General features: G+C 32.7%; 21 protein-coding genes. 12 read left to right on the forward strand and 9 right to left on the reverse strand.

Annotated elements, in window-relative coordinates; translation table 11 throughout:
* Positions 1-12: 12 nt before the first annotated feature.
* On the reverse strand, positions 13-2,838 hold the full coding sequence (locus AC1RP1_RS02645) for a helicase C-terminal domain-containing protein (RefSeq protein WP_481761288.1): 2,826 nt from the start codon (positions 2,836-2,838) through the stop codon (positions 13-15).
* Between the two features lie 193 nt (positions 2,839-3,031).
* Here AC1RP1_RS02645 and mvk point away from each other — a divergent pair, with 193 nt between their 5' ends.
* The 4 genes from mvk to fni are packed head-to-tail and all read left to right on the forward strand — an operon-like array spanning position 3,032 to position 7,100.
* Positions 3,032-3,997, forward strand: coding sequence for a mevalonate kinase (gene mvk, locus AC1RP1_RS02650; protein ID WP_481761287.1), 966 nt, complete (start codon positions 3,032-3,034; stop codon positions 3,995-3,997).
* Positions 3,987-4,952: a diphosphomevalonate decarboxylase gene (gene mvaD / locus AC1RP1_RS02655; RefSeq protein WP_481761286.1), complete on the forward strand. Its 966-nt coding sequence runs from the start codon at positions 3,987-3,989 to the stop codon at positions 4,950-4,952. Before mvk ends, mvaD begins: the two co-directional genes overlap by 11 nt.
* Positions 4,953-4,982: 30 nt before the next feature.
* On the forward strand, positions 4,983-6,047 hold the full coding sequence (locus AC1RP1_RS02660; protein ID WP_481761406.1) for a phosphomevalonate kinase: 1,065 nt from the start codon (positions 4,983-4,985) through the stop codon (positions 6,045-6,047).
* A 15-nt stretch (positions 6,048-6,062) separates the two neighbouring features.
* Complete coding sequence (gene fni / locus AC1RP1_RS02665) at positions 6,063-7,100, forward strand: type 2 isopentenyl-diphosphate Delta-isomerase (RefSeq protein WP_481761285.1); 1,038 nt, start codon at positions 6,063-6,065, stop codon at positions 7,098-7,100.
* Between the two features lie 63 nt (positions 7,101-7,163).
* Here fni and AC1RP1_RS02670 read toward each other — a convergent pair whose 3' ends face one another.
* Positions 7,164-8,063, reverse strand: a complete 900-nt coding sequence (locus AC1RP1_RS02670; protein ID WP_481762648.1) for an ABC transporter permease — start codon at positions 8,061-8,063, stop codon at positions 7,164-7,166.
* A gap of 97 nt (positions 8,064-8,160) precedes the next feature.
* A complete protein-coding gene (locus AC1RP1_RS02675) occupies positions 8,161-8,484 on the reverse strand; it encodes a metal-sulfur cluster assembly factor (RefSeq protein ID WP_481761283.1) in 324 nt (107 codons plus the stop codon).
* A gap of 293 nt (positions 8,485-8,777) precedes the next feature.
* Between AC1RP1_RS02675 and AC1RP1_RS02680 the strand changes: the two genes are divergently transcribed.
* Positions 8,778-9,590, forward strand: a complete 813-nt coding sequence (locus tag AC1RP1_RS02680) for a Cof-type HAD-IIB family hydrolase (RefSeq protein WP_409022582.1) — start codon at positions 8,778-8,780, stop codon at positions 9,588-9,590.
* Positions 9,591-9,679: 89 nt separating this feature from the next.
* Here AC1RP1_RS02680 and AC1RP1_RS02685 read toward each other — a convergent pair whose 3' ends face one another.
* Positions 9,680-9,868: a 2-hydroxymuconate tautomerase gene (locus AC1RP1_RS02685; RefSeq protein WP_481761282.1), complete on the reverse strand. Its 189-nt coding sequence runs from the start codon at positions 9,866-9,868 to the stop codon at positions 9,680-9,682.
* Between the two features lie 14 nt (positions 9,869-9,882).
* Positions 9,883-10,773 carry a YitT family protein gene (locus tag AC1RP1_RS02690; RefSeq protein ID WP_409022584.1) on the reverse strand — a complete coding sequence of 297 codons (891 nt, stop codon included), beginning with the start codon at positions 10,771-10,773 and terminating at the stop codon, positions 9,883-9,885.
* Between the two features lie 219 nt (positions 10,774-10,992).
* Here AC1RP1_RS02690 and AC1RP1_RS02695 point away from each other — a divergent pair, with 219 nt between their 5' ends.
* Together AC1RP1_RS02695 and yjeM are read left to right on the forward strand one after the other, a co-directional pair.
* Complete coding sequence (locus AC1RP1_RS02695; protein WP_481761281.1) at positions 10,993-12,429, forward strand: C69 family dipeptidase; 1,437 nt, start codon at positions 10,993-10,995, stop codon at positions 12,427-12,429.
* Between the two features lie 33 nt (positions 12,430-12,462).
* Entirely contained in the window at positions 12,463-13,935 is a 1,473-nt protein-coding gene (yjeM, locus tag AC1RP1_RS02700) for a glutamate/gamma-aminobutyrate family transporter YjeM (RefSeq protein ID WP_481761280.1), read from the forward strand.
* A gap of 44 nt (positions 13,936-13,979) precedes the next feature.
* Here yjeM and AC1RP1_RS02705 read toward each other — a convergent pair whose 3' ends face one another.
* Positions 13,980-14,336 (reverse strand): iron-sulfur cluster biosynthesis family protein, encoded by a 357-nt coding sequence (locus AC1RP1_RS02705; protein WP_481761279.1) that lies wholly within the window; start codon positions 14,334-14,336, stop codon positions 13,980-13,982.
* A 117-nt stretch (positions 14,337-14,453) separates the two neighbouring features.
* Between AC1RP1_RS02705 and AC1RP1_RS02710 the strand changes: the two genes are divergently transcribed.
* The gene (locus AC1RP1_RS02710) at positions 14,454-15,440 is read left to right on the forward strand and encodes an MBL fold metallo-hydrolase (RefSeq protein WP_481761278.1); all 987 of its coding nucleotides are present in this window, start codon (positions 14,454-14,456) and stop codon (positions 15,438-15,440) included.
* A gap of 49 nt (positions 15,441-15,489) precedes the next feature.
* Positions 15,490-16,704, forward strand: coding sequence for a multidrug effflux MFS transporter (locus AC1RP1_RS02715; RefSeq protein ID WP_481761277.1), 1,215 nt, complete (start codon positions 15,490-15,492; stop codon positions 16,702-16,704).
* A 189-nt stretch (positions 16,705-16,893) separates the two neighbouring features.
* Here AC1RP1_RS02715 and AC1RP1_RS02720 read toward each other — a convergent pair whose 3' ends face one another.
* Positions 16,894-17,349 (reverse strand): Fur family transcriptional regulator, encoded by a 456-nt coding sequence (locus AC1RP1_RS02720; protein ID WP_481761276.1) that lies wholly within the window; start codon positions 17,347-17,349, stop codon positions 16,894-16,896.
* 131 nt (positions 17,350-17,480) lie between these two features.
* Between AC1RP1_RS02720 and AC1RP1_RS02725 the strand changes: the two genes are divergently transcribed.
* Both AC1RP1_RS02725 and AC1RP1_RS02730 read left to right on the forward strand, forming a co-directional pair.
* Positions 17,481-18,161, forward strand: a complete 681-nt coding sequence (locus AC1RP1_RS02725) for a VIT1/CCC1 transporter family protein (RefSeq protein ID WP_481761275.1) — start codon at positions 17,481-17,483, stop codon at positions 18,159-18,161.
* A gap of 18 nt (positions 18,162-18,179) precedes the next feature.
* Positions 18,180-18,878, forward strand: a complete 699-nt coding sequence (locus AC1RP1_RS02730) for a VIT1/CCC1 transporter family protein (RefSeq protein ID WP_481761274.1) — start codon at positions 18,180-18,182, stop codon at positions 18,876-18,878.
* Between the two features lie 367 nt (positions 18,879-19,245).
* On the opposite strand, the gene AC1RP1_RS02735 is transcribed toward AC1RP1_RS02730, so the two are convergent.
* Together AC1RP1_RS02735 and AC1RP1_RS02740 are read right to left on the reverse strand one after the other, a co-directional pair.
* Positions 19,246-20,115 (reverse strand): alpha/beta hydrolase, encoded by an 870-nt coding sequence (locus tag AC1RP1_RS02735; protein WP_481761273.1) that lies wholly within the window; start codon positions 20,113-20,115, stop codon positions 19,246-19,248.
* Positions 20,105-21,424 (reverse strand): PTS transporter subunit EIIC, encoded by a 1,320-nt coding sequence (locus AC1RP1_RS02740; RefSeq protein WP_481761272.1) that lies wholly within the window; start codon positions 21,422-21,424, stop codon positions 20,105-20,107. Before AC1RP1_RS02740 ends, AC1RP1_RS02735 begins: the two co-directional genes overlap by 11 nt.
* A gap of 206 nt (positions 21,425-21,630) precedes the next feature.
* Here AC1RP1_RS02740 and AC1RP1_RS02745 point away from each other — a divergent pair, with 206 nt between their 5' ends.
* Positions 21,631-22,095, forward strand: coding sequence for a transposase (locus AC1RP1_RS02745; protein ID WP_481761271.1), 465 nt, complete (start codon positions 21,631-21,633; stop codon positions 22,093-22,095).
* Positions 22,096-22,149: the final 54 nt, after the last annotated feature.

The raw sequence follows: 22,149 nt of genomic DNA on the forward strand, positions 1-22,149 counted from the left end.
ATCTAATTCTGATTAACTATCAGAATTAGATAAAAACGTCTTTAAATCAATAATAATATCTGCCAATGGTTCATTTATAAGTTGTAATTCATCCGGCAATACTTCAATCATTTTTTTACCATAACTTTGATTTATCAATCGATTGTCCAATGCAATCATTGCCCCTTTATCGGTTGACGTCCGAATTAAGCGTCCAAACCCTTGTTTAAGCTTCATTGTTGCTCTAGGCAGTGAATACTCACTGAATACATCCCTACCTTGACCTTCAAACTCTTTTTCTTTCGCCTTTACATTTAACGACTCTGGAGACTCAAATGGTAACCGCGTCACAATTAAAAGTTCTAATCTATCATTTGGTAAGTCAACGCCTTCCCAGAAACTACCAGTACCCATTAAAATAGCGTCTTTACCTAATAAAAATCGTTTTTTTAATTTTTCAGGCCGTCCTGTAACACCCTGAACTAAAAGTTCACGATCAAGATGTAACCCTCTTTTTGTTAATAACCCATAAACATTTGCTATCGTATCAAGCGAATTAAATAAAATTAACGTTTGTTTACGTTGTGATTTTATAATCTCATAAACTGAATCAGCCAAGTAAGATTCATAAAGCTCTTTTGATGATCGAACATCAAAAGCATCACTTGCTACATACAATTTAGCTTGGTTACTATAATCAAAAGGACTCCCTAATTTTTTGATTTTGTAATTATCATCTTGTATATCTAGCTGATCAATAATGTAATCAGGATTACCTGGTAGTAACAAAGTCGCCCCAGTAAACGTCAGGTGATTAAAGTGCCGATAAATTACTTCAGAAAGAAAATGAGTTGCATCTGATAAACTAAATTCAAATTGCATTTTGTCTGTTTGTCCGTTAATCGGAAAACTTAACCAAAGCACCTTTTCATTTAGCTTGTCTTGATTTTGTTCAAATATAGTCCAGCCCTCAGTTTCTGCAAATAATTGCTTAAAAAAGTTATGAACACGATTCAAAAGCTGTTGCTCATCTTGGCCGATATTTTGTTGGCTTTTTGCAGCGATATAACGATCTCGTAAAATGGCATCATCTCTTTTTAAAACAGTTATCACTTTTAAAACAGATTCAAGCATAATTTTATTTCGATTAATCAATCCAATTAGCTCAGTTGATTTTAAAATAATTGCTTTTCCGGTCGTTTCATTTTTTGCTGCTGAATTCCTACTAATTTGTCGACCATATTCTCTTGAAAATTGTCTGATGAGTAACTCAACTGATTCCCGTAATTTCCTAATTTCTGTTAATAATTGATTGTTTTCACTAGCTGTTAAGAAATTAATTGCCATTAAGTCATTAAAAGAAAATTTTTGTGAACTTTGTATGCTAGTCAATAATGAATCACACATATTAATAATTTTCCAGAATCGAATGCGTCCTTTATTTGACTGTAGAGCAACATCAGCAAGATGCTGTGCTTCATCTACAATTAATTCAGGCGCAAGTTTTGTACGATCTGAGTTAAATAAACCAGGATGCTTCATTAAAAAAGCATGATTTGTAAAAATAATTGCTGACGATTCAACTTGTTTATATAACGTATTAATAAAGTCAACTTCAAAAAATTGATCAGTTAATACTAAACTCCCAACCCCTTGATGTTCAATTTGATTAAAAATGGGATTTTGATAACTTGAAAGTTTTAATTCATCAAGTTCACCAGTTTTAGTCATTGTCAGCCATACTAAGATACGTATTTTCATTAAAGCTATCTGTCCAGAGGTTTCTTTTTGTGTTAATTCTTTTTTAAACGCCGCTAAATTTATATAATGGTTACTGCCCTTCAAATTTACTGCAGCTGTTTGAAAAGGCAATAATTTGTTAAGTAACGGTAATGCCTGATTCATCAACTGGGTTTGAAGTAATGTTGTCGCACTACTAATCACAATTTGTTTGCGATTTTGAGCATGATAAGCTGCTGGAATTAAATAACCTAATGTTTTACCGATTCCTGTAGGAGCCTCAATAATTAATGTTCGATTTCCACTTTTTAAATGTTCAGAAATAAGGTCCATCATCTTTGCTTGTTCAGGTCGCCAACTTAATTGTTTTTCAAATATTTTTTTCTTATCTACTTCTGCTTCAGGATAAACATAATTCGTTAAATTAAATGTATCTTGTTTCCTACGTTGAAGGACAATCCCTCCAACAATGTATAGATGATCTGGTAGTCTTTCCTGTCTTCTATTTTTATCACTGTACGCATCAGAAAATAATTCATTTGTATTTCTTAATAAAAATGAACTTAAACGATTTATTTCAAATAAGGTTTCTCTTGGAATCGTTTCTAGTCGAGTTAATAAGAAGATAAATAACTCAGCTGTCACATGGGCATCACTATCGGCATGATGCGGATTTTCGTGAGTCAGATTCAAATATCGACTCAGATCTTTTAATTTAAAACTGGGTGCTGTTGGCAATAAGATTTGACTAAGCTGTACAGTATCGACACCTTTTATTGATAATGCAGGATAGCCAACTCTTTCTAACTCACTATTGATAAATGGCAAATCAAAGTTAATATTATGCGCAACAAAAACTGTATCTTGGAGAATCGCGTAAATCGTTGCGGCGACGTCTTCAAAATAGGCAGCCTTTCTGATTTGACGGTTTGTAATCCCTGTTAATTCTGTAATAACTTTCGGAATTGCCATACCAGGATTAATATCAAACGAGAAAGAATTTATTATTTGATTTTTTTGAACTAAAACGCAACCAAATTGGATCATTCGATCGCCACTTTTAAGATTTGTTCCCGTCGTTTCAATATCCACTACAGCATAAATCGTATTTTTATTCATTGAAGTTTATCACCAGTCTTTTTAAGTTAACGCATTTATGTTTATTTTACCATATTGATTAAAGAATCATATGCCAAAAACTAAATCATTATAAATTCTCAAAGTTCATCCAGTCCATTATAGCTATAACGACAATTTTAAGGTATGATAATGGAAGTAAATTCATCTAGAGAGGACTCTTTTTTTGAACAATTTGTCAGATAATACAGAAGCAAAATTTCTTGGTACTAGCCATGCTAAAATTATATTAATCGGCGAACACTCTGTTGTTTATAGCCAACCCGCTATTGCCCTCCCTTTACCAAATGTTAAAATATCAGTTTTAACGGAAGCAATGGCAGATAAACAATGGATCACAAGTCGTTTTTATAGTGGTGAACTGAAAAATGTTCCCATGAATATGCGTGGCATTAAGCAAGTTATCCAGTACATTTTAAAATCATTGAATAAACGACATCAATCATTTAAATTAACGATTGAAAGTGACATCCCATCTGAACGAGGGATGGGTTCTTCCGCTGCCACAGTTATTGCCATAATTCGAAGTTTGTACGCTTTTTTTGATACGAAAATCGAACGCGATGAACTTCTACTTATTGCCAATATCGCTGAAACAACCACACATGGTTCTCCAAGTGGTATCGATGCCGCAACAACCAGTAGCCGCGATCCCATTTGGTTCATTAAGCACCAAGAGGCTTACCCTGTCCCATTAAACATAGAGGCAACCTTAGTGATTGCTGATACGGGAATCAAGGGCCAAACGGGTTTAACTGTTGGTCAAGTTCGTGATCGCGTCTTATCAAGTCCTGACGTTACTGAAAAAATAATTTCCGAACTTGGTCAATTAACAAGTATGGCTAAGGCACAAATTGCGACAGATGATGCTATAAGTTTAGGACACACATTATCTAGGGCTCATCATTTACTAAAATCTTTAGGTGTTAGTCATCCCAAATTAGATGCACTTGTCAAAACAAGTCTAGAAAATGGCGCTTTAGGTGCCAAACTTACCGGTGGTGGTGGCGGTGGCTGTATGATAGCCCTAGTTAAAACACCCGAAGAAGCTTTAAATCTAAGCCATCTCTTAAATCGTAATGGTGCCATTGCAACTTGGATTCAACCCCTTAAAAAGGAGTCACAACATATTGAAAAATAAAATTTCAGCTCGCGCCCATACTAATATTGCACTCATTAAATACTGGGGTAAACAAAATAAAGATTTAATTATTCCTTACAACAATAGCCTATCCTTAACGTTAGATCATTTTTATACCGATACTACGGTAACTTTTGACGATACGCTAACTGAAGATACCTTCTTTCTAAATTCTAAACAAAAAAAGGATAACAAAGTATCAGCCTTTTTAGATATTGTTCGTAATCAAGCACAAAAAAATATTTACGCTAAAGTAGAATCAATAAATCACGTTCCAACTTCAGCAGGACTTGCGTCATCAGCGAGCGCATATGCTGCACTTGCGCTTGCTGCTAGTCAAGCAATTGGTTTAAATTTAAATAAACGCGATTTATCACGATTAGCACGTCGTGGTTCTGGTTCAGCTAGTCGCTCTATTTTTGGTGGCCTAGTTGAATGGGAAAAAGGTCACAATGATGAAGACTCCTTTGCTATACCGATTGAAGAAACGATTGATTGGGATCTTCAAATGATTGCTATTATGATTAATAGTCATGAAAAAGCGATTGATTCTCGTTCTGGAATGCAACATTCCGTGGACACATCACCTTTCTACAATGAATGGGTTAAATCTTCTGAACGTGATTTAATTGATATGAAAAAGGCTATTATAGAGAAAAACCTCGAAAAAGTTGGTCAAATTGCTGAAAATAATGCAATGAAAATGCACGCAACAACTTTAAGCGCTAATCCCAGCTTTACTTATTTTAATCCTGACAGCATACGTGCTATGGATGCTATTCGTGACTTGCGTCAAGAAGGTATTACCTGTTACTTCACAATGGATGCTGGTCCAAATGTTAAAATAATTTGTTCCAAAACTGAAACACCTTATATTTTAAATAAATTAAGTCCACTTTTTGGTGCAAAAAATCTTTTGGTTGCCAAGCCTGGACCTGGAGCGACACTTATTTAGTGTTATCCATATTGAAAGGAATTGAGCTATTTGATCACCGCTAAAGCACCAGGAAAACTTTATATTGCAGGAGAATACGCAATTGTTGAACCTGGATCACCAGCAATTATTGTTGCTATTGATCAGTTTGTAACTGTAACAATTAAAAAGAGTAAAGAAACAGGTAGTATTTCATCTAAACAATACCAAGAAAATTCTTTATCTTGGTATCGTCAAGGGACAAAAATTATTTTTGATAATCGAGATAACCCCTTTCACTACATATTATCGGCGATTCATTTAACCGAATTATATGCACAATCCATCGGAAAACAGATGGTTAATTATCATGTCAATATTGATAGTGATTTAGATAGTACTGATGGTAAAAAATATGGTTTGGGCAGTTCTGCTGCGGTTACCGTAGCAACCGTTCGTGCCGTTTCACAATTTTATAATTTAAAATTAACGGATAACGCTCTATTTAAATTATCAGCAATGGCTCACCTAGATGTTCAAGGAAATGGTTCACTCGGAGATATTGCCGCTAGTGTTTATGGCGGATGGATTGCTTATTATTCATTTGATCGAGAATGGTTAAAAATTATGAGACAAGGTACGCCACTAACCGAACTTTTATCTATGGATTGGCCTATGCTTTCTGTCCAACGCCTACCGCAACCTAAAGATTTAGAATTATTAATCGGTTGGACTGGCTCTCCAGCTTCAACTTCCATTTTTGTTGATAAGATGGCCCTTTTTAAAGCAAAACAAAAAAAGACTTACTCTGAATTTTTAGAAGATTCAAAAAAATGTGTCACTGCAATGATTGATGGCTTTAAATTAAACAATTCCATCATTATTCAACAAGAAATTACAAATAATCGAATGATTTTACAACAATTAGCCGATGCTAGTCAGGTAATAATTGAAACCGAATCATTAACTTCCCTTTGTAATTTATCAGAATCCCAACATGCTGCCGCAAAAACATCAGGTGCTGGCGGTGGTGATTGCGGTATTGCATTAGCAACCTCTGAAACAAATCGTACTGAATTATTTAAAGATTGGGCACAAAATGATATTCAACCTTTGGATATCAAAGTGACCTTATAGGATAAGGAGTTTTTTATGATTAAAGACGATAATTTAATTCAAAGTCACAGAAAAGATGAACACGTATTTATCGCCGAAAAATTATTCAATACGGAATCAAAAAATCAATTGAATGAGATCAAGCTTATTCCTTCAAATTTACCTGAACTTTCTATTAATGATATTCAATCTAGCGTTGAGCTTCCAAATTTCTCGTTTCAATCGCCCTTTTATATTAATGCTATGACTGGTGGCAGTGAACAAACGGGTATTTTAAATCAACAATTAGCCGAAGTTGCAGCTATCACAAATACACCAATCGCGACAGGTTCTCAAAGTATCGCCTTAAAAGACCCTTCTAAGGCTCATACATTTAAAATACTTCGTGAAAAGAATCCAAATGGTCTCATTTTTTCTAATTTAAGCGCCAATGCAACACTAGATCAGTCAAAAAGAGCCGTTGATATGATTGAAGCAAACGCCCTACAAATTCATATTAATGCCGCTCAAGAAATTATTATGCCAGAAGGTGAACGTGAGTTTTATTGGTTGAAGAATATTGAAACAATCGTAAATAAGCTTGAAGTACCCATTATTGTTAAAGAAGTTGGTTTTGGGATGTCTCATAAAACGGTTCAACAATTAGCTGATATTGGTGTACGTTATGTTGATATTTCTGGTCGTGGCGGCACAAATTTTGCCATGATTGAAAACGAACGTAGACATGCTAAAGATTTCTCCTTTCTAGAGGATTGGGGCTTAACTACAGCTGAAAGTCTCATTGATACAAAATCTCTGCAAACAGGCTTAACAATTTTTGCCTCTGGTGGTATTCGTACCCCATTAGATATTGTTAAATGTCTCGCTTTAGGCGCTAAAAGTGTTGGTATCTCTGGTGCATTCTTACACATTCTCAATAAACAAGGTCAAGATGCGCTAACAAATACCATATCAGATTATCAATCAAAAATTAACATGCTTATGCTGTTACTTGGCACCAAAAATTTAAGTGATTTAACAAAAATTAGAATGATTTTATCACCTGAGTTACAAAATTTTAAAAATCAAATATAATCATGTTTACATAAAAAACGCCAAATCAGTTAGATAATGAATCTAACTGATTTGGCGTTTTTATTAATTATTACGTTTATTAACTCTTCTACGGATAACAAAGTAGAAAACAACGGAAGCAACGATAAATAGAGTACCTTCGAACTCATACAGAGCTATCATATTTGTTTTAATCGAAAATTGTGACTGACCAATCGCAGTTCCTATTAAGCCACCAACTAAGAATGATCCCATGTAAATTAGCAAGTTATTCCAAATAATAACTTTTTTTGATTGTTTGATAAATTTCTGATTACGAATTTGTTTACTAACACCAACAATCCAAATATAAGTTGCGACCATAACACTAGCAATAACAGCCATTAAGCCCACCGCTTGTTGCCAATGTCGACTAATCCATGAGTTATTAGTTAAAATTAAATTATCATTAACCTGTTTGGAAACTGTTGTATTAGTTAATTCGGTCGTTAACACATTCTTAGTCACGACATGCTTTGAATCAAGAATAATATTTGTATTATTTGCCTTCAATTTACTTATGTCTGCAGTTGACATTGCAATAAAAATTTGATTATCCAACTCAGAATTGTATTTATCACCCATAATACCGATGACAGAAACGTATTGCCCATTTAATTTATAATACTGCTGATGAAATGGCGAGTATAATTTTTTTTCAATATTTCGACCAACTACTGCTACCGGAACTTCAGATAAAAAATCATTATTTGAGAAAAAAGTTCCAGAAACCATTGGTGGCTTATCATAACTACCCTTCGCATAAAAATAAGAAATATTTTTTTTGTTTTTTACTTGATAATGAATTTGAAAATCAGAAATTTTTTCTGATTTTGCTAACGTTGTATTATATTTATCTAAATTTTGTTCTTTTGTTTTAAGAACATATGCATTTTTAGATAGATTATGATTATCTAATTTTGTGATTAAATCTTTTTCCTGCATCTTAAAAAATAAAAATGTGGTAAAGAATGTAAGTAGTAAGATAGCTACTATAAATATGTATCTTCTTCGCATCATCAATTTAATTTCCCCCTAACTTTTAATGGACACCGAGTGCCATTTTTGCATACCTAGACATACGTTCAATTGACCAGGCTGGACTCCATATAAATTGTACAGTTACTTTTTTTATTTCTAGCACTGGCTTTAACGCATCTTCGACTAAATCAGATAGAACACCTGTTAACGGGCAACCCATAGTGGTTAAAGTCATTTGTACATTACAATTATTGTCATTGTCTAATTCAATCTCATATACTAAACCTAAATTAATAATATCCATATCCAATTCAGGATCCATCACTTTTTCTAAATGTGTCAAAATATCTTGCTTAATTATTTCTGCACTTCGTCTTTCACTCATAGGATTAATCCTCTCTTGAATAGCTAATATTACTAGTTTATCGTTTCTATTTTAGCATTGCAATCTATTGTTTTAATGTTACTGAACTCTTTACTTTTTCTAAAAAATAATGTTATACGGCGCCAAAGTTACTATGAAGCCGGATTAAATTAAAGATACGATTTTATAACAATAGATAAAAAAAGGTTAAATACGTTTGAATACTGCATACTCAAATGCTATCCTGAACTAACTAAGATAAAAAACTGTAAATCTTACTACACATAAGTTAAGTTGATGGAGGAACAATAACGATGAACAAAAAGTTAATTACAATTGATTTAGATGGCACAACTTTAAATAATAATGCAGAAGTTAGTTCAACAACAAAAAAAGTACTTACTCAAGCAACAGCTGAAGGACACATTGTCAGTATTGTAACGGGACGCCCATATCGTATCTCAAAACAAATTTATGATTCATTAGGGTTAACAACTCCAATGATTAATTTTAATGGTGCCCTGGCACATATTCCACATAAAAATTGGGATAAATCATACGAATATACAATTAATCGAGATATTGTTTTTGATATTCTTAACGCTAGAAAAGAATTAGGTATTAACATGTTAGCAGCCGAAGGAAAAAATATGTTATTGGCTGACAATGCAAGTCAGCTAGTGAAAGGCTTTTTCCCACAAGTTTTAAGATCAAATCAAATTCTTAATAAACAAAATTTACAACATGATCCGACATCAATTACGATGTTTGTCGATCAAGATAAAAAACAATTAATTACATCTAGACTACTTGAAAAATATGGTGATGTTATCGAAGTCAACACTTGGGGCGGACCAAAACCTGTTCTAGAAGTTGTTTCAAAAGGGATTCAAAAAGCAATTGGTGTTTCTTATCTAGCAGATTACTATGGTATCTCTCAAAAAGATATCGTTGCTTTTGGTGATGAAAGTAATGATAAAGAAATGCTTTCATATGCTGGCTGGGGTGTGGCAATGAAAAATGGTACTTCTGAAATTAGAGGTCTAGCCAATGATGTTACCTCTTTAAATAACCAAGAAAATGGGCTTGCTCATTACTTAAAAAATTATTTAAATTTAGCTAAATAATCGTTAATTAGTAACAGATCAGTAATGGTCTGTTATTTTTTTATAAAAAATGACTTCTGGAATATACCAGAAGTCATATTTAATGATATTTATTTTTCGTCGCTTTTTAGAATACCACCGACACTATAACGATCTTTACGCATTTCATTTAAAATTACATGGATATGCTCTGTAGGTGCACCAGTATTTTTTGAAACAGCTTCAGTCACATCTTTAACTAAATTTTTAAGTTGTTCTTGTGAACGACCTTCAATTAAATCAATATTTATAATTGGCATAACGAATCTCCTTTTTATTTAGTTGATTGCCCTTTTCTTAATAATTCTTGTTGGTCTGAGTTTAGGAAATTGCCTTCAATATCAGCGGTATTAACTAAGTTCATAAATGCATTTGGATCAACATCACTAATTGTCATTTTTAAATTATATAATTCATAACGTGTAATAACTAACATCAAAACTTTACTTTCTTCATTTGAGAAAGCGCCCTTTGAGTCAATAACTGTAATTCCACGAATTAATGATTTTTGGAGCGCTCCAACAACTAAATCTGCTTCTTTTGTAACAATAAATGCTGTTAACTTTTGATGCGATGTATGGATGTCGTCGACAACTCTAGACATAGCATAATTAGAAATAATTGTATACAAAGCACTTTCCCAACTGAAATAAAATCCAGCCGTTAAAATAATAATCATATTTGTTGATAACATTAATGAACCGACTGTTTTACCTGTCGTTTTAGCTAGAACAAGTGCGATGATATCCATCCCACCAGTTGAAAAACCAAATTTTAATGCTAATCCAACCCCAATACCACTTATTACACCACCAAATAATGCTGCCATTAATGGATTAGTTGATAATTGATGAACGGGTAAAATTACCGTAAAGAGAGATGAAGAAGCGACGGTCAGTACACTATAATATGTAAATGAACGTCCTACTTTATACCAGCCTAATATACCAATTGGAATATTTATTAACATAATTAGATATCCAGTACCAATTTTAATATGAAATAGATCATAAAAAATAGCAGAAAGTAATTGGGCAATACCATTGGCACCAGCTCCAAAAATATTTCCTGGAATCAGAAAGAAATTAAGGGATAATGCAATTAATAATCCCGAAAATACAATTATAACTAGTCGTTTATTTTTATCAGAAATTGATAACTTCATAAATCTCCCTCCTATTATATGTGACTCTTTTCATTTTACCTTTTATTAAACAATAATATTAATAAAATGAGTAATCTCTCATTTTAAATTTCTATTAAACTAACCTTATACAGCGTAACCGGTTAAATACGAATATTTATTTACAAATGGCGTTTAAAAATAGCAATTAAATGATAAAATGGTAATATCTAAATTTATTTACTGGGAGGAGAAATATCCATGACGACAGACCCTTTTAATTTTTCAGCATGTACAAGTGTTTTAGCTGGTTCTAAAGCAACTGCAGATGGGTCGACTTTTATTGGCCGTAATGAAGATGCAAAAACAGCATGGCCAAAACATTTTGTTATTCATGCTCATACAGAATTTGAACAATCACCTTTATTTGAATCACCAGATAATCACTTTAAAATGCCATTACCAAAAATTCGTGGTAAATATTCAGCTACTCCTGAATGGACACCAAAATTTGGTGTTTTTGAAGAAGATGGCTTTAATGAATATGGTGTGGCTATGAGCGCTACTGAAAGTGCATACGCTAATAGCCGGGTTCTCAGTTACGATCCCTTACTAACTGAAAACGGAATTGGTGAGGAAGCAATTGTAACAATTACTCTTCCCTATATTCACTCCGCAAAAGAAGGTGTTAGTTACCTTGGATCATTAGTAGAAAAATACGGTTCAAGTGAAACAAATGGTGTCTTGTTCTCTGATCAAAAAGATGTTTGGTATATGGAAATTGCAACCGGTCACCATTGGGTTGCGCAACGTATTCCGGATGATTCTTATGCAGTTGTTGCCAACCAACTAGCTATTCAAGAAATTAACTTTACTGATTCCGCTAATTTTATGTTTAGTTCTGGTATTCAGAAATTTGTTTCTGATAATCATTTAAATAACCAAAAAGATTCATTTAATTTTAGAGATATCTTTGGAACTCATGATCAATCTGATGCCATTTACAGCACACCAAGAGTTTGGTATGGCCAATTACTTTTAACACCATCAGTTGCTTCACAAGATCCTATGAGTATGAATTTACCGTTCATTCGTCAGGCTGATCATTTAATTCAACGTGAAGATTTAGAACAAATTCTTGGCTCACATTTCCAAGGAACTCAATATGATCCGATTGGAACTGGTTCAATCAGTGATAAACATAAATTCAGACCCATTAGTTTAGCAAAAACACAAGAGTCTCATATTTTACAAATTAGACCTGATTTACCTTTTGAAATTGGTGGTATCCATTGGCTATCAATGGGTGTTACGGCTCAAAGTGCTTATGTACCTTTCTTTGCTGGTATTACGGATACACCGGAGAATTATAAAATTGGTACCGATGTATATGATGACAAATCTGCTTACTGGTTATATAAACAATTAGGTATTTTGGTTGATTCACATTACTTAGAATTTAGCTCATTACTGAAAGATCTCCAAAAAGATTTAATTATCCAATTCAATGCCTCCGTAAAACGGATTCAAACAGAGGCAATTTCTAAAAGTGGTACAGACCTAACAGATTTTTTAACTGAAGAAAATCTAAAAATTACTGAAGCTGCTGAAATCAAGGTTAAGGCCTTAATTAGTCAGCTAATTACATTATCAACTGACCTATCACCATTAAATTTTAAAACTGACCAAAACTTATAAATATAAGAAACCGAAAGGAATTACAAAAGTCTTATGGACAAACAAAAGAAAATTTCCCTAACAAGTTTCATTTTAATGATTTTTACAACTATTTTTGGATTTGCAAATACTCCCGTCGCCTTTATTCAAATGGGTTACGCTAGTATTATCTGGTACGTTTTAGCAGCATTCTTCTTTTTCTTACCAACTGCTTTGATGTTTGCAGAATATGGTTCAGCTTTAAATGAATCAAAAGGTGGCATTTATTCTTGGTTAGCTGAATCAATTGGCCCCAAACTTGCTTTCACAGGAACATTTATTTGGCTTTTTGCATGGATTGTCTGGATGGTATCAATTGCATCTAAAGTTTGGATTCCACTTTCAACAATTTTTTCTGGAAGTGATCAAACACAATCTTGGGCTATCTTTGGCCTATCTTCAACACAAACTATCGGTATTCTTGCAATTCTTTGGATTGTGCTAGTTACCTTTGTCGCTAGTCGAGGTATCAGTAGTATTGCCAAGATTTCTTCAGTTGGTGGTATTGCTATTTTAGGTTTAAATGCTATCTTTTTACTATTAAGTATTGTTATTTTAATTGTTAATCATGGTGCACTCCAAGAACCATGGCATGGTATGACAAGTATTATAACTTCTAGAAATCCTAGCTATCAATCACCTATCGCCCTAATTTCATTTATTGTTTTTGCCATCTTTGCATACGGTGGTATGGAATCAGTTAGTGGTGTTACAGATAGTATTAGAAATCCTAAGAAAAATTTTCCAAAGGGTTTAATCATTTCCACTTTATTAATTCTTTTTGCTTACTCAATCTCAATCTTCTTCTGGGGTGTTAGTACAAACTGGAGTAAACTTGGTGGTCAAAATGCCAACTTAGGTAACATCTCTTACATATTGATGGAAAACTTAGGTAATTTTGCAGGTCAAAGCTTTGGTATGAGCGCAAGTGCTTCGACAATTTTTGGTCATACACTTGCTAGAATTACTGGTTTAAGTATGTTCATGGCTTATACAGGTGCATTCTTCGTCTTGATTTACTCACCACTCAAATCATTTATTCTTGGAACACCTAAGGATATCTGGCCAGCAAAAATGACGAAATTAAATAAGCATAGTATGCCTGAATTTGCAATGTGGATTCAAGCTGCCGTCGTTATTGTCATTATCATGGCTGTTTCATTTGGAGGTTCAAATTCAACATTATTCTATTCAAAATTAACGTTAATGGGAAATATCTCAACTTCTGTACCTTATCTATTTTTAATTGGTGCATTTCCATTCTTTAAAAAACGTCAAGACTTAAATCGACCTTTTGAAGTTTATAAGAATAGAACACTTACAAATATTATTACTATTGTCGTCTGGTTAGTTTTAGCCTTTGGAATTATTTTCACTGTTATCAGCGATACATTAAGTAATGCTCTCTGGATGATATCTGGTCCTGTCCTTTCTGGACTAGTTGCTTTCCTTTACTACACACGTTATGAGAGAAAAATTAAAAAATAAACTAAAAAAAATCGTAAACAATTTTTATTGTTTACGATTTTTTATTAGTTTTTAACAAGACTTTCTAAGCTAACATTACCTGTTAATAGTCCTGAATTATCTCCATGTAATGCTAAACTGTTGAATCGTTCATTAACGACAAGTTGCATGTTCTCATCCATATAAGTTTTGCTGTACCCTTTTACTCTAATGGGACCTAAATCTGAATCAATTGTTCCATCATATGCCTTGCTATCGTTCTGGTCATCAATTACTAACATTCTAAAGCTTGAATCTAACGTACATGTTCCTTCATTTGATAAAGCACCAACACCATCGTCAAAATCAAGCAAGATTTCTGAATCATTACCCATAAGTTTCATAATCTTGCTTTTTGCGTCTTCACTTATTTTTAAATACATGAAATTACCAGCTTTCTTATTTAATAATTACATTGTACACCACTGATTATTTTAGACAAGCATGACGACTCAGGTTCATCATGGTATGATAGTTCTAATTAGAAAGAGAGGAATATAATGACCAAAATTAGTATAGTAAACAACTTATTTGATAGTAGTTCACAATTTAAAAGTTCACATTCAATCTTTCAATTTAACGTTAATTCACAACTAAATGAACAAGCAGACGCTCTTTTTCTTTCATACTTCTCAATAGATATCCATGAAAAAATTCTTGAATCTTCTATGATGCAAAAATTACCTATCTATTTATCCAAAGAGGCATTTGAATTAAAACAACAATTTGTCTTACTAGGTAAAATTAGTGAAACACACTTAAATTACAAAATTATTCCGATTAACACCGCACTAACTATTGGAGATTTTACAGTGATTGGTTTTTTATCAGATTCAGTACACACGGGTTCATTAGCTTTTTTAGTAGAAGATGAAAAGCAGAAGTACTCCTTCTTAGCTGGTGATACTCGCTTAGCTGGACCTCATAAAAAGAGAACGAAGAAATGGATTCACGACTTAAACCGACTACCTTTAGATGTTCTAATTTTAAATACTGTCGACACAACAGATACTAATTACTACACTGAAATTACGATTCTAGATCATCTCATTAAACTTTTAAAAGTCGAAGAATTAACTGCTATTAACGTTGCCAACGAAAATCTTTATTTAATTCATAAGTTAGCGACAGTAGCTAACAAGTTAGAAAAAATAATCGTACTAGATAAGCCAACCTCCCAATTATTGACGTATTTTTATCCTGATTCAGAAGTGATTTCATTAAATGATGCTACTTCTGTAGGAATTAAAAGGCATCCTGAGAAATATATCTTGGTAAATATAGAAAATAAGTTAGGCGATTTTAATTTGTCTACCCAAAATAGCTATTCACTGACCGATTTATTGGAAAATAATAAAGATAGTCTCCCAATCAATTCACATTTATCTTCATTAGAAGTACCTGAATTGTTAAATCGATTAACGCATAAACCTAAGCAACTTATATTGATAGACCAAAATTTTAACAATACTATTGTAACTTATTAATATTTATTCTATGGTATATTTATTAATCATTTAAAAGGACGTGAATTTGTTGGTTTTTTCTTATTTTAAAAATCCTAAAAAACATGAATTATTTTTAACCTTCTTATTAGGAACATTAAGTGCTTTTGGTCCATTATCATTGGACATGTATTTACCAGCATTACCAGTTATTCAACAACACTTACATACAACTGCATCGCTTACCCAGTTGACGATTACGACTTGTTTACTTGGATTGGCGCTTGGCCAATTAATAGTTGGACCCTACAGTGATAAAATTGGCCGTAGAAAGCCATTACTTTTGGGACTCATCTTGTTCGCTGTTACCTCTATCATCGCAGCAACAAGTCAGAATATAACAATTTTGGTTATTATCCGGTTATTGCAAGGTTTAGCGGGATCTGCTGGTCTTGTAATCTCTCGAGCAATTGCTAGAGACCTATACACCGGAAAAAAATTAACCAGTTTTTTCTCGCTCTTAATGGCTGTTAATGGAATTTTCCCGATTATTTCGCCCATACTTGGCAGTTTTATTCTAAAATTCACATCTTGGCGCGGTATCTTTGTTATCTTAACTGTAATTGGTTTTCTTTTATTTCTTCTTGTATTAGTGACGTTACCAGAAACTAACCAGATTGTGCCAGAGAAGTCGCAATCAAATACTGGTGATTCAACGAAAAAAATTCTTAAAAGTTTAATTTTTGATAAATTTTTCTTGAGTTATGCTCTAATTCAAGGCTTTATCTCAGGTGCAATGTTCTGTTATATTTCTGGATCATCATTTGTTTTACAAAATCTTTTTGGTCTATCCTCTAATATGTTCAGTTTAGTCTATGCAATTAATGGTTTAGGTATCGTTATAATGTCTCAATTAAGTTCACGAATTTCAGATACTTTTTCTGAACAGACTGGTCTAAAATTAGGTGTTTACCTTGCCTTACTTGGTAGTCTACTATTAACGACCTCATTATTTATTAGTAACTCGTTATTACTAGTGCTCATCAGTTTATTTTTAATTGTTTCAATGGTTGGTATCGTAAATACAACGGCCTTCTCATTAGCTATGCAGAAACAAGGGCAACACGCAGGAAGTGCTTCTGCCATACTTGGTGTTGGTATGAATCTAGTTGGAAGTATTCTTTCTCCATTCGTTGGGATTATGGGGGATCATTCTTATGTTCCAATGACAATTTTAATCTTACTGTGTGAAATTTGTGCCTTGGTCATTTACTTAAATATTTCCACAAAAAAAGCAGAACTATAAGTTCTGCTTTTTTTGTGGAAATATTAGTTTGTATAACGCAAAAACTTAATAATATAACTCTTTAATTATTTATACTAAAGGTGTGACATCTGATTTTGTACAGCTGTAACCTTTATGTAAAATGGGTACTATCTACAAATTGGTACTACCAACCATATTTTTAAAGCTTATTTTATCTACTGATATATATTATTTATTTTCTGTTAAACCCAGTTTTATTTGACATTCTGGACAATATCCAAACGTCTCGACATGTGTACTTTCAATTATATAACCACTTTTATTTTCCGCCTCTTGCTCTGCCTCATGAAAAGTTAATTCTGTAAATATATCTGTTATTTTGCCACAGTTAAGACAGATAGCATGATAATGTGGAATACCAAAATAATCGTAGCGCATTTTACCATCATCGCCATTAGACAATTCTATCACTAATTTTTGAGCAACTAATATTTGTAACGTATTATAAACGGTAGCTATGCCTAACCCTACGCTTCCATCTTTAATTCCGTTAAAAATTTGTTCAACAGATGGGTAGTTATGTTGCGTTACTAAATATTCAAGAATTATTTTACGCTGTGGTGTTATACGTACGCCACGTTCTTTTAAAATTTCTAAAGCCTGGTCAAGATTTTTATCGATCAATTTAACGACCCCCATTTTCTTAATTCACTCTGTTCATTATCTCATATTTCATAAAATATGTGGACTTTATCTATTGAATTGATTTATAATGATTATATATTTAGAATCATTATAACAAAGGAGAGAGAGTTATGTCTAAAAAATTATCTTTATCTCAGAAAATAAATGTTTTAAGAGCTAGTGTTATGGGAGCTAATGATGGTATTCTTTCCGTTGCTGGGATTGTCATTGGTGTCGCTGGCGCTACGAACAATAATTTTTCTATTTTCATTTCAGGTATTGCTGGTATGCTTGCCGGTACTGTCTCAATGGCTATGGGAGAATATGTTTCTGTAAGTACCCAAAAAGATTCGCAAGAAGTTGCTACTGCCAATTCCAAGTACAATCTAAAACATAATTATGATAAGGAATATAATTATGTTTATCAAAAATATTTTAAAACAGGTATTTCTTCATCCTTAGCATTAAAAGCTACAGATGAAATGATGTCGGCTAACCCATTAGATACTATTGTACGTGAAAAATATGGCTTTGATCCTAACGTCTATACGGATCCTTATGCGGCTGCGATTGCATCAATGATTTCTTTTCCGATTGGATCATTGCTGCCCCTACTTGCAATTACTTTATTCCCTGCTGAATTTAAGGTCATTGCCACATCTATTTCTGTCATTATTGCACTAGCTATCACAGGATTTAGTGCTGCAACTTTGGGTAACTCAAATCGGACAAAATCAGTTATTCGTAATATTATTTCTGGTATTTTAACAATGCTAGTCACTTACTTTATTGGTACTTTATTTGCTCATTAGGAAAGGACACTTAATTTCATGACATCTGAAACCAAAATTAAACAAAAAAAATACAAAACAATGGATGAAAAACTTAATTCACTTCGTGCAGGTATACTAGGATCTAATGATGGTATTTTAACTGTTGTAGGTGTCCTGTTCAGTGTTGCAGCAGCTACAACAGATAATTTCATTATTTTCATCGCTGGGTTAACTGATCTAATAGCTTGCGCATTTTCTATGGCAGCTGGCGAATATGCCTCTGTCAGTTCACAAAGTGACACCGAAAAAGCAGCTGTTGCCGTCGAAAAACAGCGTATGATTACGAGTCGTACTGATCAAATTCATGATGTTCAAAATTTTTATACGGCTAAGGGCGTTTCTGAAGAAACCTCTTTTGAAATTGCTACAGAATTAATGCAAAAAAAGCCACTAGAAACGATTATTAATGTTAAATACGGTCTCGAATTAGGACACTATATGAACCCTTGGGATGCCGCTTTTTCCTCACTAATCTCTGCAGCTTTAGGTGGTATTTTCCCACTACTTGCCATTATTATATTACCAAACAATTGGAAAATGATAGGTACAATTATTGCGGTTTCAGTAGCTGTAGCTTTAACTGCCTTTATTAGCTCCAAATTAGGTGATGGTAAAATTAAAGTTGCCATTATACGAAATATTATCATTGGTTTAATAACCATGTTAATTCATTATGGAATTGGCCAGTTTTTTTAGACATATCATTATGAAACCCCGCCCAAACTAGTTAAATATTTTTTCCCAACTTATTTGTTGTCATAGATACATTTTATATAGCGCATTAGCTTTCAAAATGTTTATAAATTTTGAACTAAACCACTTTATACTCTTAAAATTCATACAAAAAAGTTCTAATCACTTAGCGATTAGAACTTTTTTAATATCATTGATCAGCAATAGTTAACAAAGGCCTATATTTTATACTACTTTCAATAATTAAATACAACACTCGCCATCGACATTGTCTGTTTAATTGATATACTGTACATATTTAAGATCATTAAGACTATTTTTACAATGTGCAACTATACATAGTTCATCACAATAATAATCAAGCACTACTCTAAATTTTCTTATCATCTGGTCCACTATTTTTAGAATTTTGGGAAGCAATAATATACTGTTCAATTAAAGCAACAATTTGCTTATTTTGTGGTAAATCAGAATGTTCCGATTCATTTCCTGTGACAGTTATTTCTGTATAGGATTTCGCTTGATTTTGATAAATATATTTTCCGGCATTAACACTTTGATATGGAACAATTCCATCATTATTGTAATTATCTGTTCCAGCAATCGAGTACAACACTAAGTTAGTTGGAATTTTTTTTCGATTCTTTACAAAATCCGCTAACATCTGTGTTCTTGTACTCTGATTAGTTTCTTCACCATTATATGGTGAACCTATCGTCATTAACGTATTAATTGAGGCCGCTTTATCATCAAAATATTCTTCTAAAAATGTCGTATAAATAAGACCTCCGTTAGAGTGCCCGATACCATTAAATTGATTAAATTTATATTTATCAGCAAGATACGTAAACGCTATATCAAACCATTTAGCTTGTTTTTTTATACTATTATAGCCATTCGAATTATCTTCAAAACCAACAACTATGAAAGGTTGCATATCTCGTTTAGCTATTTTACCAGTAATTTTAAGTTTTCCAGTTTTCTGAACCGTTATCTTTAACAAACTATGCGTTCGATTTGTTGAAGTATTTAAAACATCAATCAATTCATCAAATCGATCTTGATTTGCACTGCTTCCTGGTATTAAAATAACTGGATTTAACTTTGAATTATGAATAATTCGGCTTGTTTTGACCTTTTTAGTGTTCCATGTATTTGCCGGTACGATAACAGCTAAAAAACAAGCTAAGATAGCTATCCAAATAAACACGTATTTAACTATTTTCCGTTTATTTTTCATTTAGCTTACCTCCATCAATATTCATTGCCTTATTATTTAATTTTACAAACGGCATATAAATTAAAACTGTAATAATAAGCACAATTCCTGATACAACTAATGTACTCCAATACCCATCAGTTCCTAAAAATGCCATTAATGGTGCTGGAGTCGTTTCAGGTAAGCTGTAAACTGCTGGAGGTATCCACTTAAAGTAAATACAGAAGTACCCAATCAACATTGAAACGATGGGTGATAAGATAAACGGAACCATTAAAATAGGATTTAAAATAATTGGTAACCCAAACATCAATGGAAAATTAATATTCACAAAGCTTGGAATAATTGATATTTTTGCTATTTTACGACTATTTTTATTTTTAGACATTATCAATATTGCTATAATTAAAGATAAGGTCATTCCTGTTCCACCAAAGCTACCAAAACTGTCATAAATTGTATGTATAGAGATAGGAAAAGGTACACCAAAAGACGTGCCATGCTTTAACGCATAACTTAAGTTACTGACAACCGAAGTATCATCTAAGCCGCCTTGTGCAATTCCTAAAGAACCAGAAATTCCTATACCAGATAAAACAGTATTGAAAAAGGATAAAAATAAAATAGTTATAATTAAATGCCTTGATTTAACTTCTGTTAATCTAAACATAGAATATAAGAGACCATTCACACCGATTTGATTAACCAATGAAACTAACATGACTAGTCCAATTAAAATCCCCAATATTATCACTATCGGCAACAGACTCTCTAAACCACGAGAAATAAATGTATATTGATCTACTTTTTCTTGCTTATTTTTAGGTGAAAACCATTTAAAGATATATCCTACAAAGACCCCCAAAATCAGTGAGATAAAAATCCCTTTAACACCTAACTCTTGAATCAAGAATGTCCCCTGATCACTATCAGGGTTTAAACTTGATAAATTATAATTCAAAATAAGCATCCCGACTGCCCCAGTGAATCCTGCAATTTGTTCATCTTTTTTAAAGGACCGAGTCATGTATTTTGCGCTCAAAAAAGCTGTCATTACTGCGATAAAACTCATTGTAACTGTATTAATAATTTCGAATATATTTGTTATGATTTTTTCATAAGGTAACCATGATGAAATATTATATACTTGATTAAAGAACCCTTGTTCTGATAAAACGCTAGAACTAAGCGCCATACTAAAACTTCCAATAATAATAAACGGTAAGATAATTGCAAATGTTTTTTCAATTGCTTGATAAACAAAAGTTTTTTTAAAACGTAAATCAACTCTTAACAATTTTTGCGAAAACGTCACCCATAGTTTATTCATTGAATAACCCCCTTATCTATTTTTTATTATAAACCAATAGTAACCCAACAACAAAATGTTAATTATAAACTTTGAGGGTGTACACTTTCTGGTGTTGGTAAAATAAAATTCATCAACACCAGTTTTTTATTCTGAAAACAAAAAAAGAGGCCACCGGCCCCTGCTATGATTAAGTTGCAAAACATAATCAAAAGCGAGGGATGCTGATGATCACAATTAATTCCGCACTATTACTATTAGGAACAGAAGACGAAAATATTAAGAAAATTAACGTTTCCGATGATTTTGTTAGAATAGTATCACGTAAAAGAAAAGTTAATATCATAGATGCACCATTAACATACATACCTCCAAGAGACCCAGATTGTGGCTATTTAACTATGATCAAAAATGGAACACGTTTAGTTAATGCTAGAATTTCTAGCGTAAATGGCTATGAATTTCATTTGCGATTACGGAACCAACGCTTTATTTGGGCTTCATGTCAAAGTGCGATTGATGCTGAAACACATAATTTTGTAGCGATACTGCCTAATCGTTTTAACAGTGTTATTAAGGAACATTTTTTTAATGCATATATTCTAAAAGAAAGACAATTTGTAACCTCTGTTGTTGTAGACCTGAATGCTCAATATCAAAGTATCATTCATCAACTATTCCCAAATGCTTAAATAATTATTGATCGTTTTCATTTAGTTTAACTGGCTGGTAAAGCCTTAGATTGT

The organism is Dellaglioa sp. CoH-56-MRSF-13 (assembly GCF_056782095.1).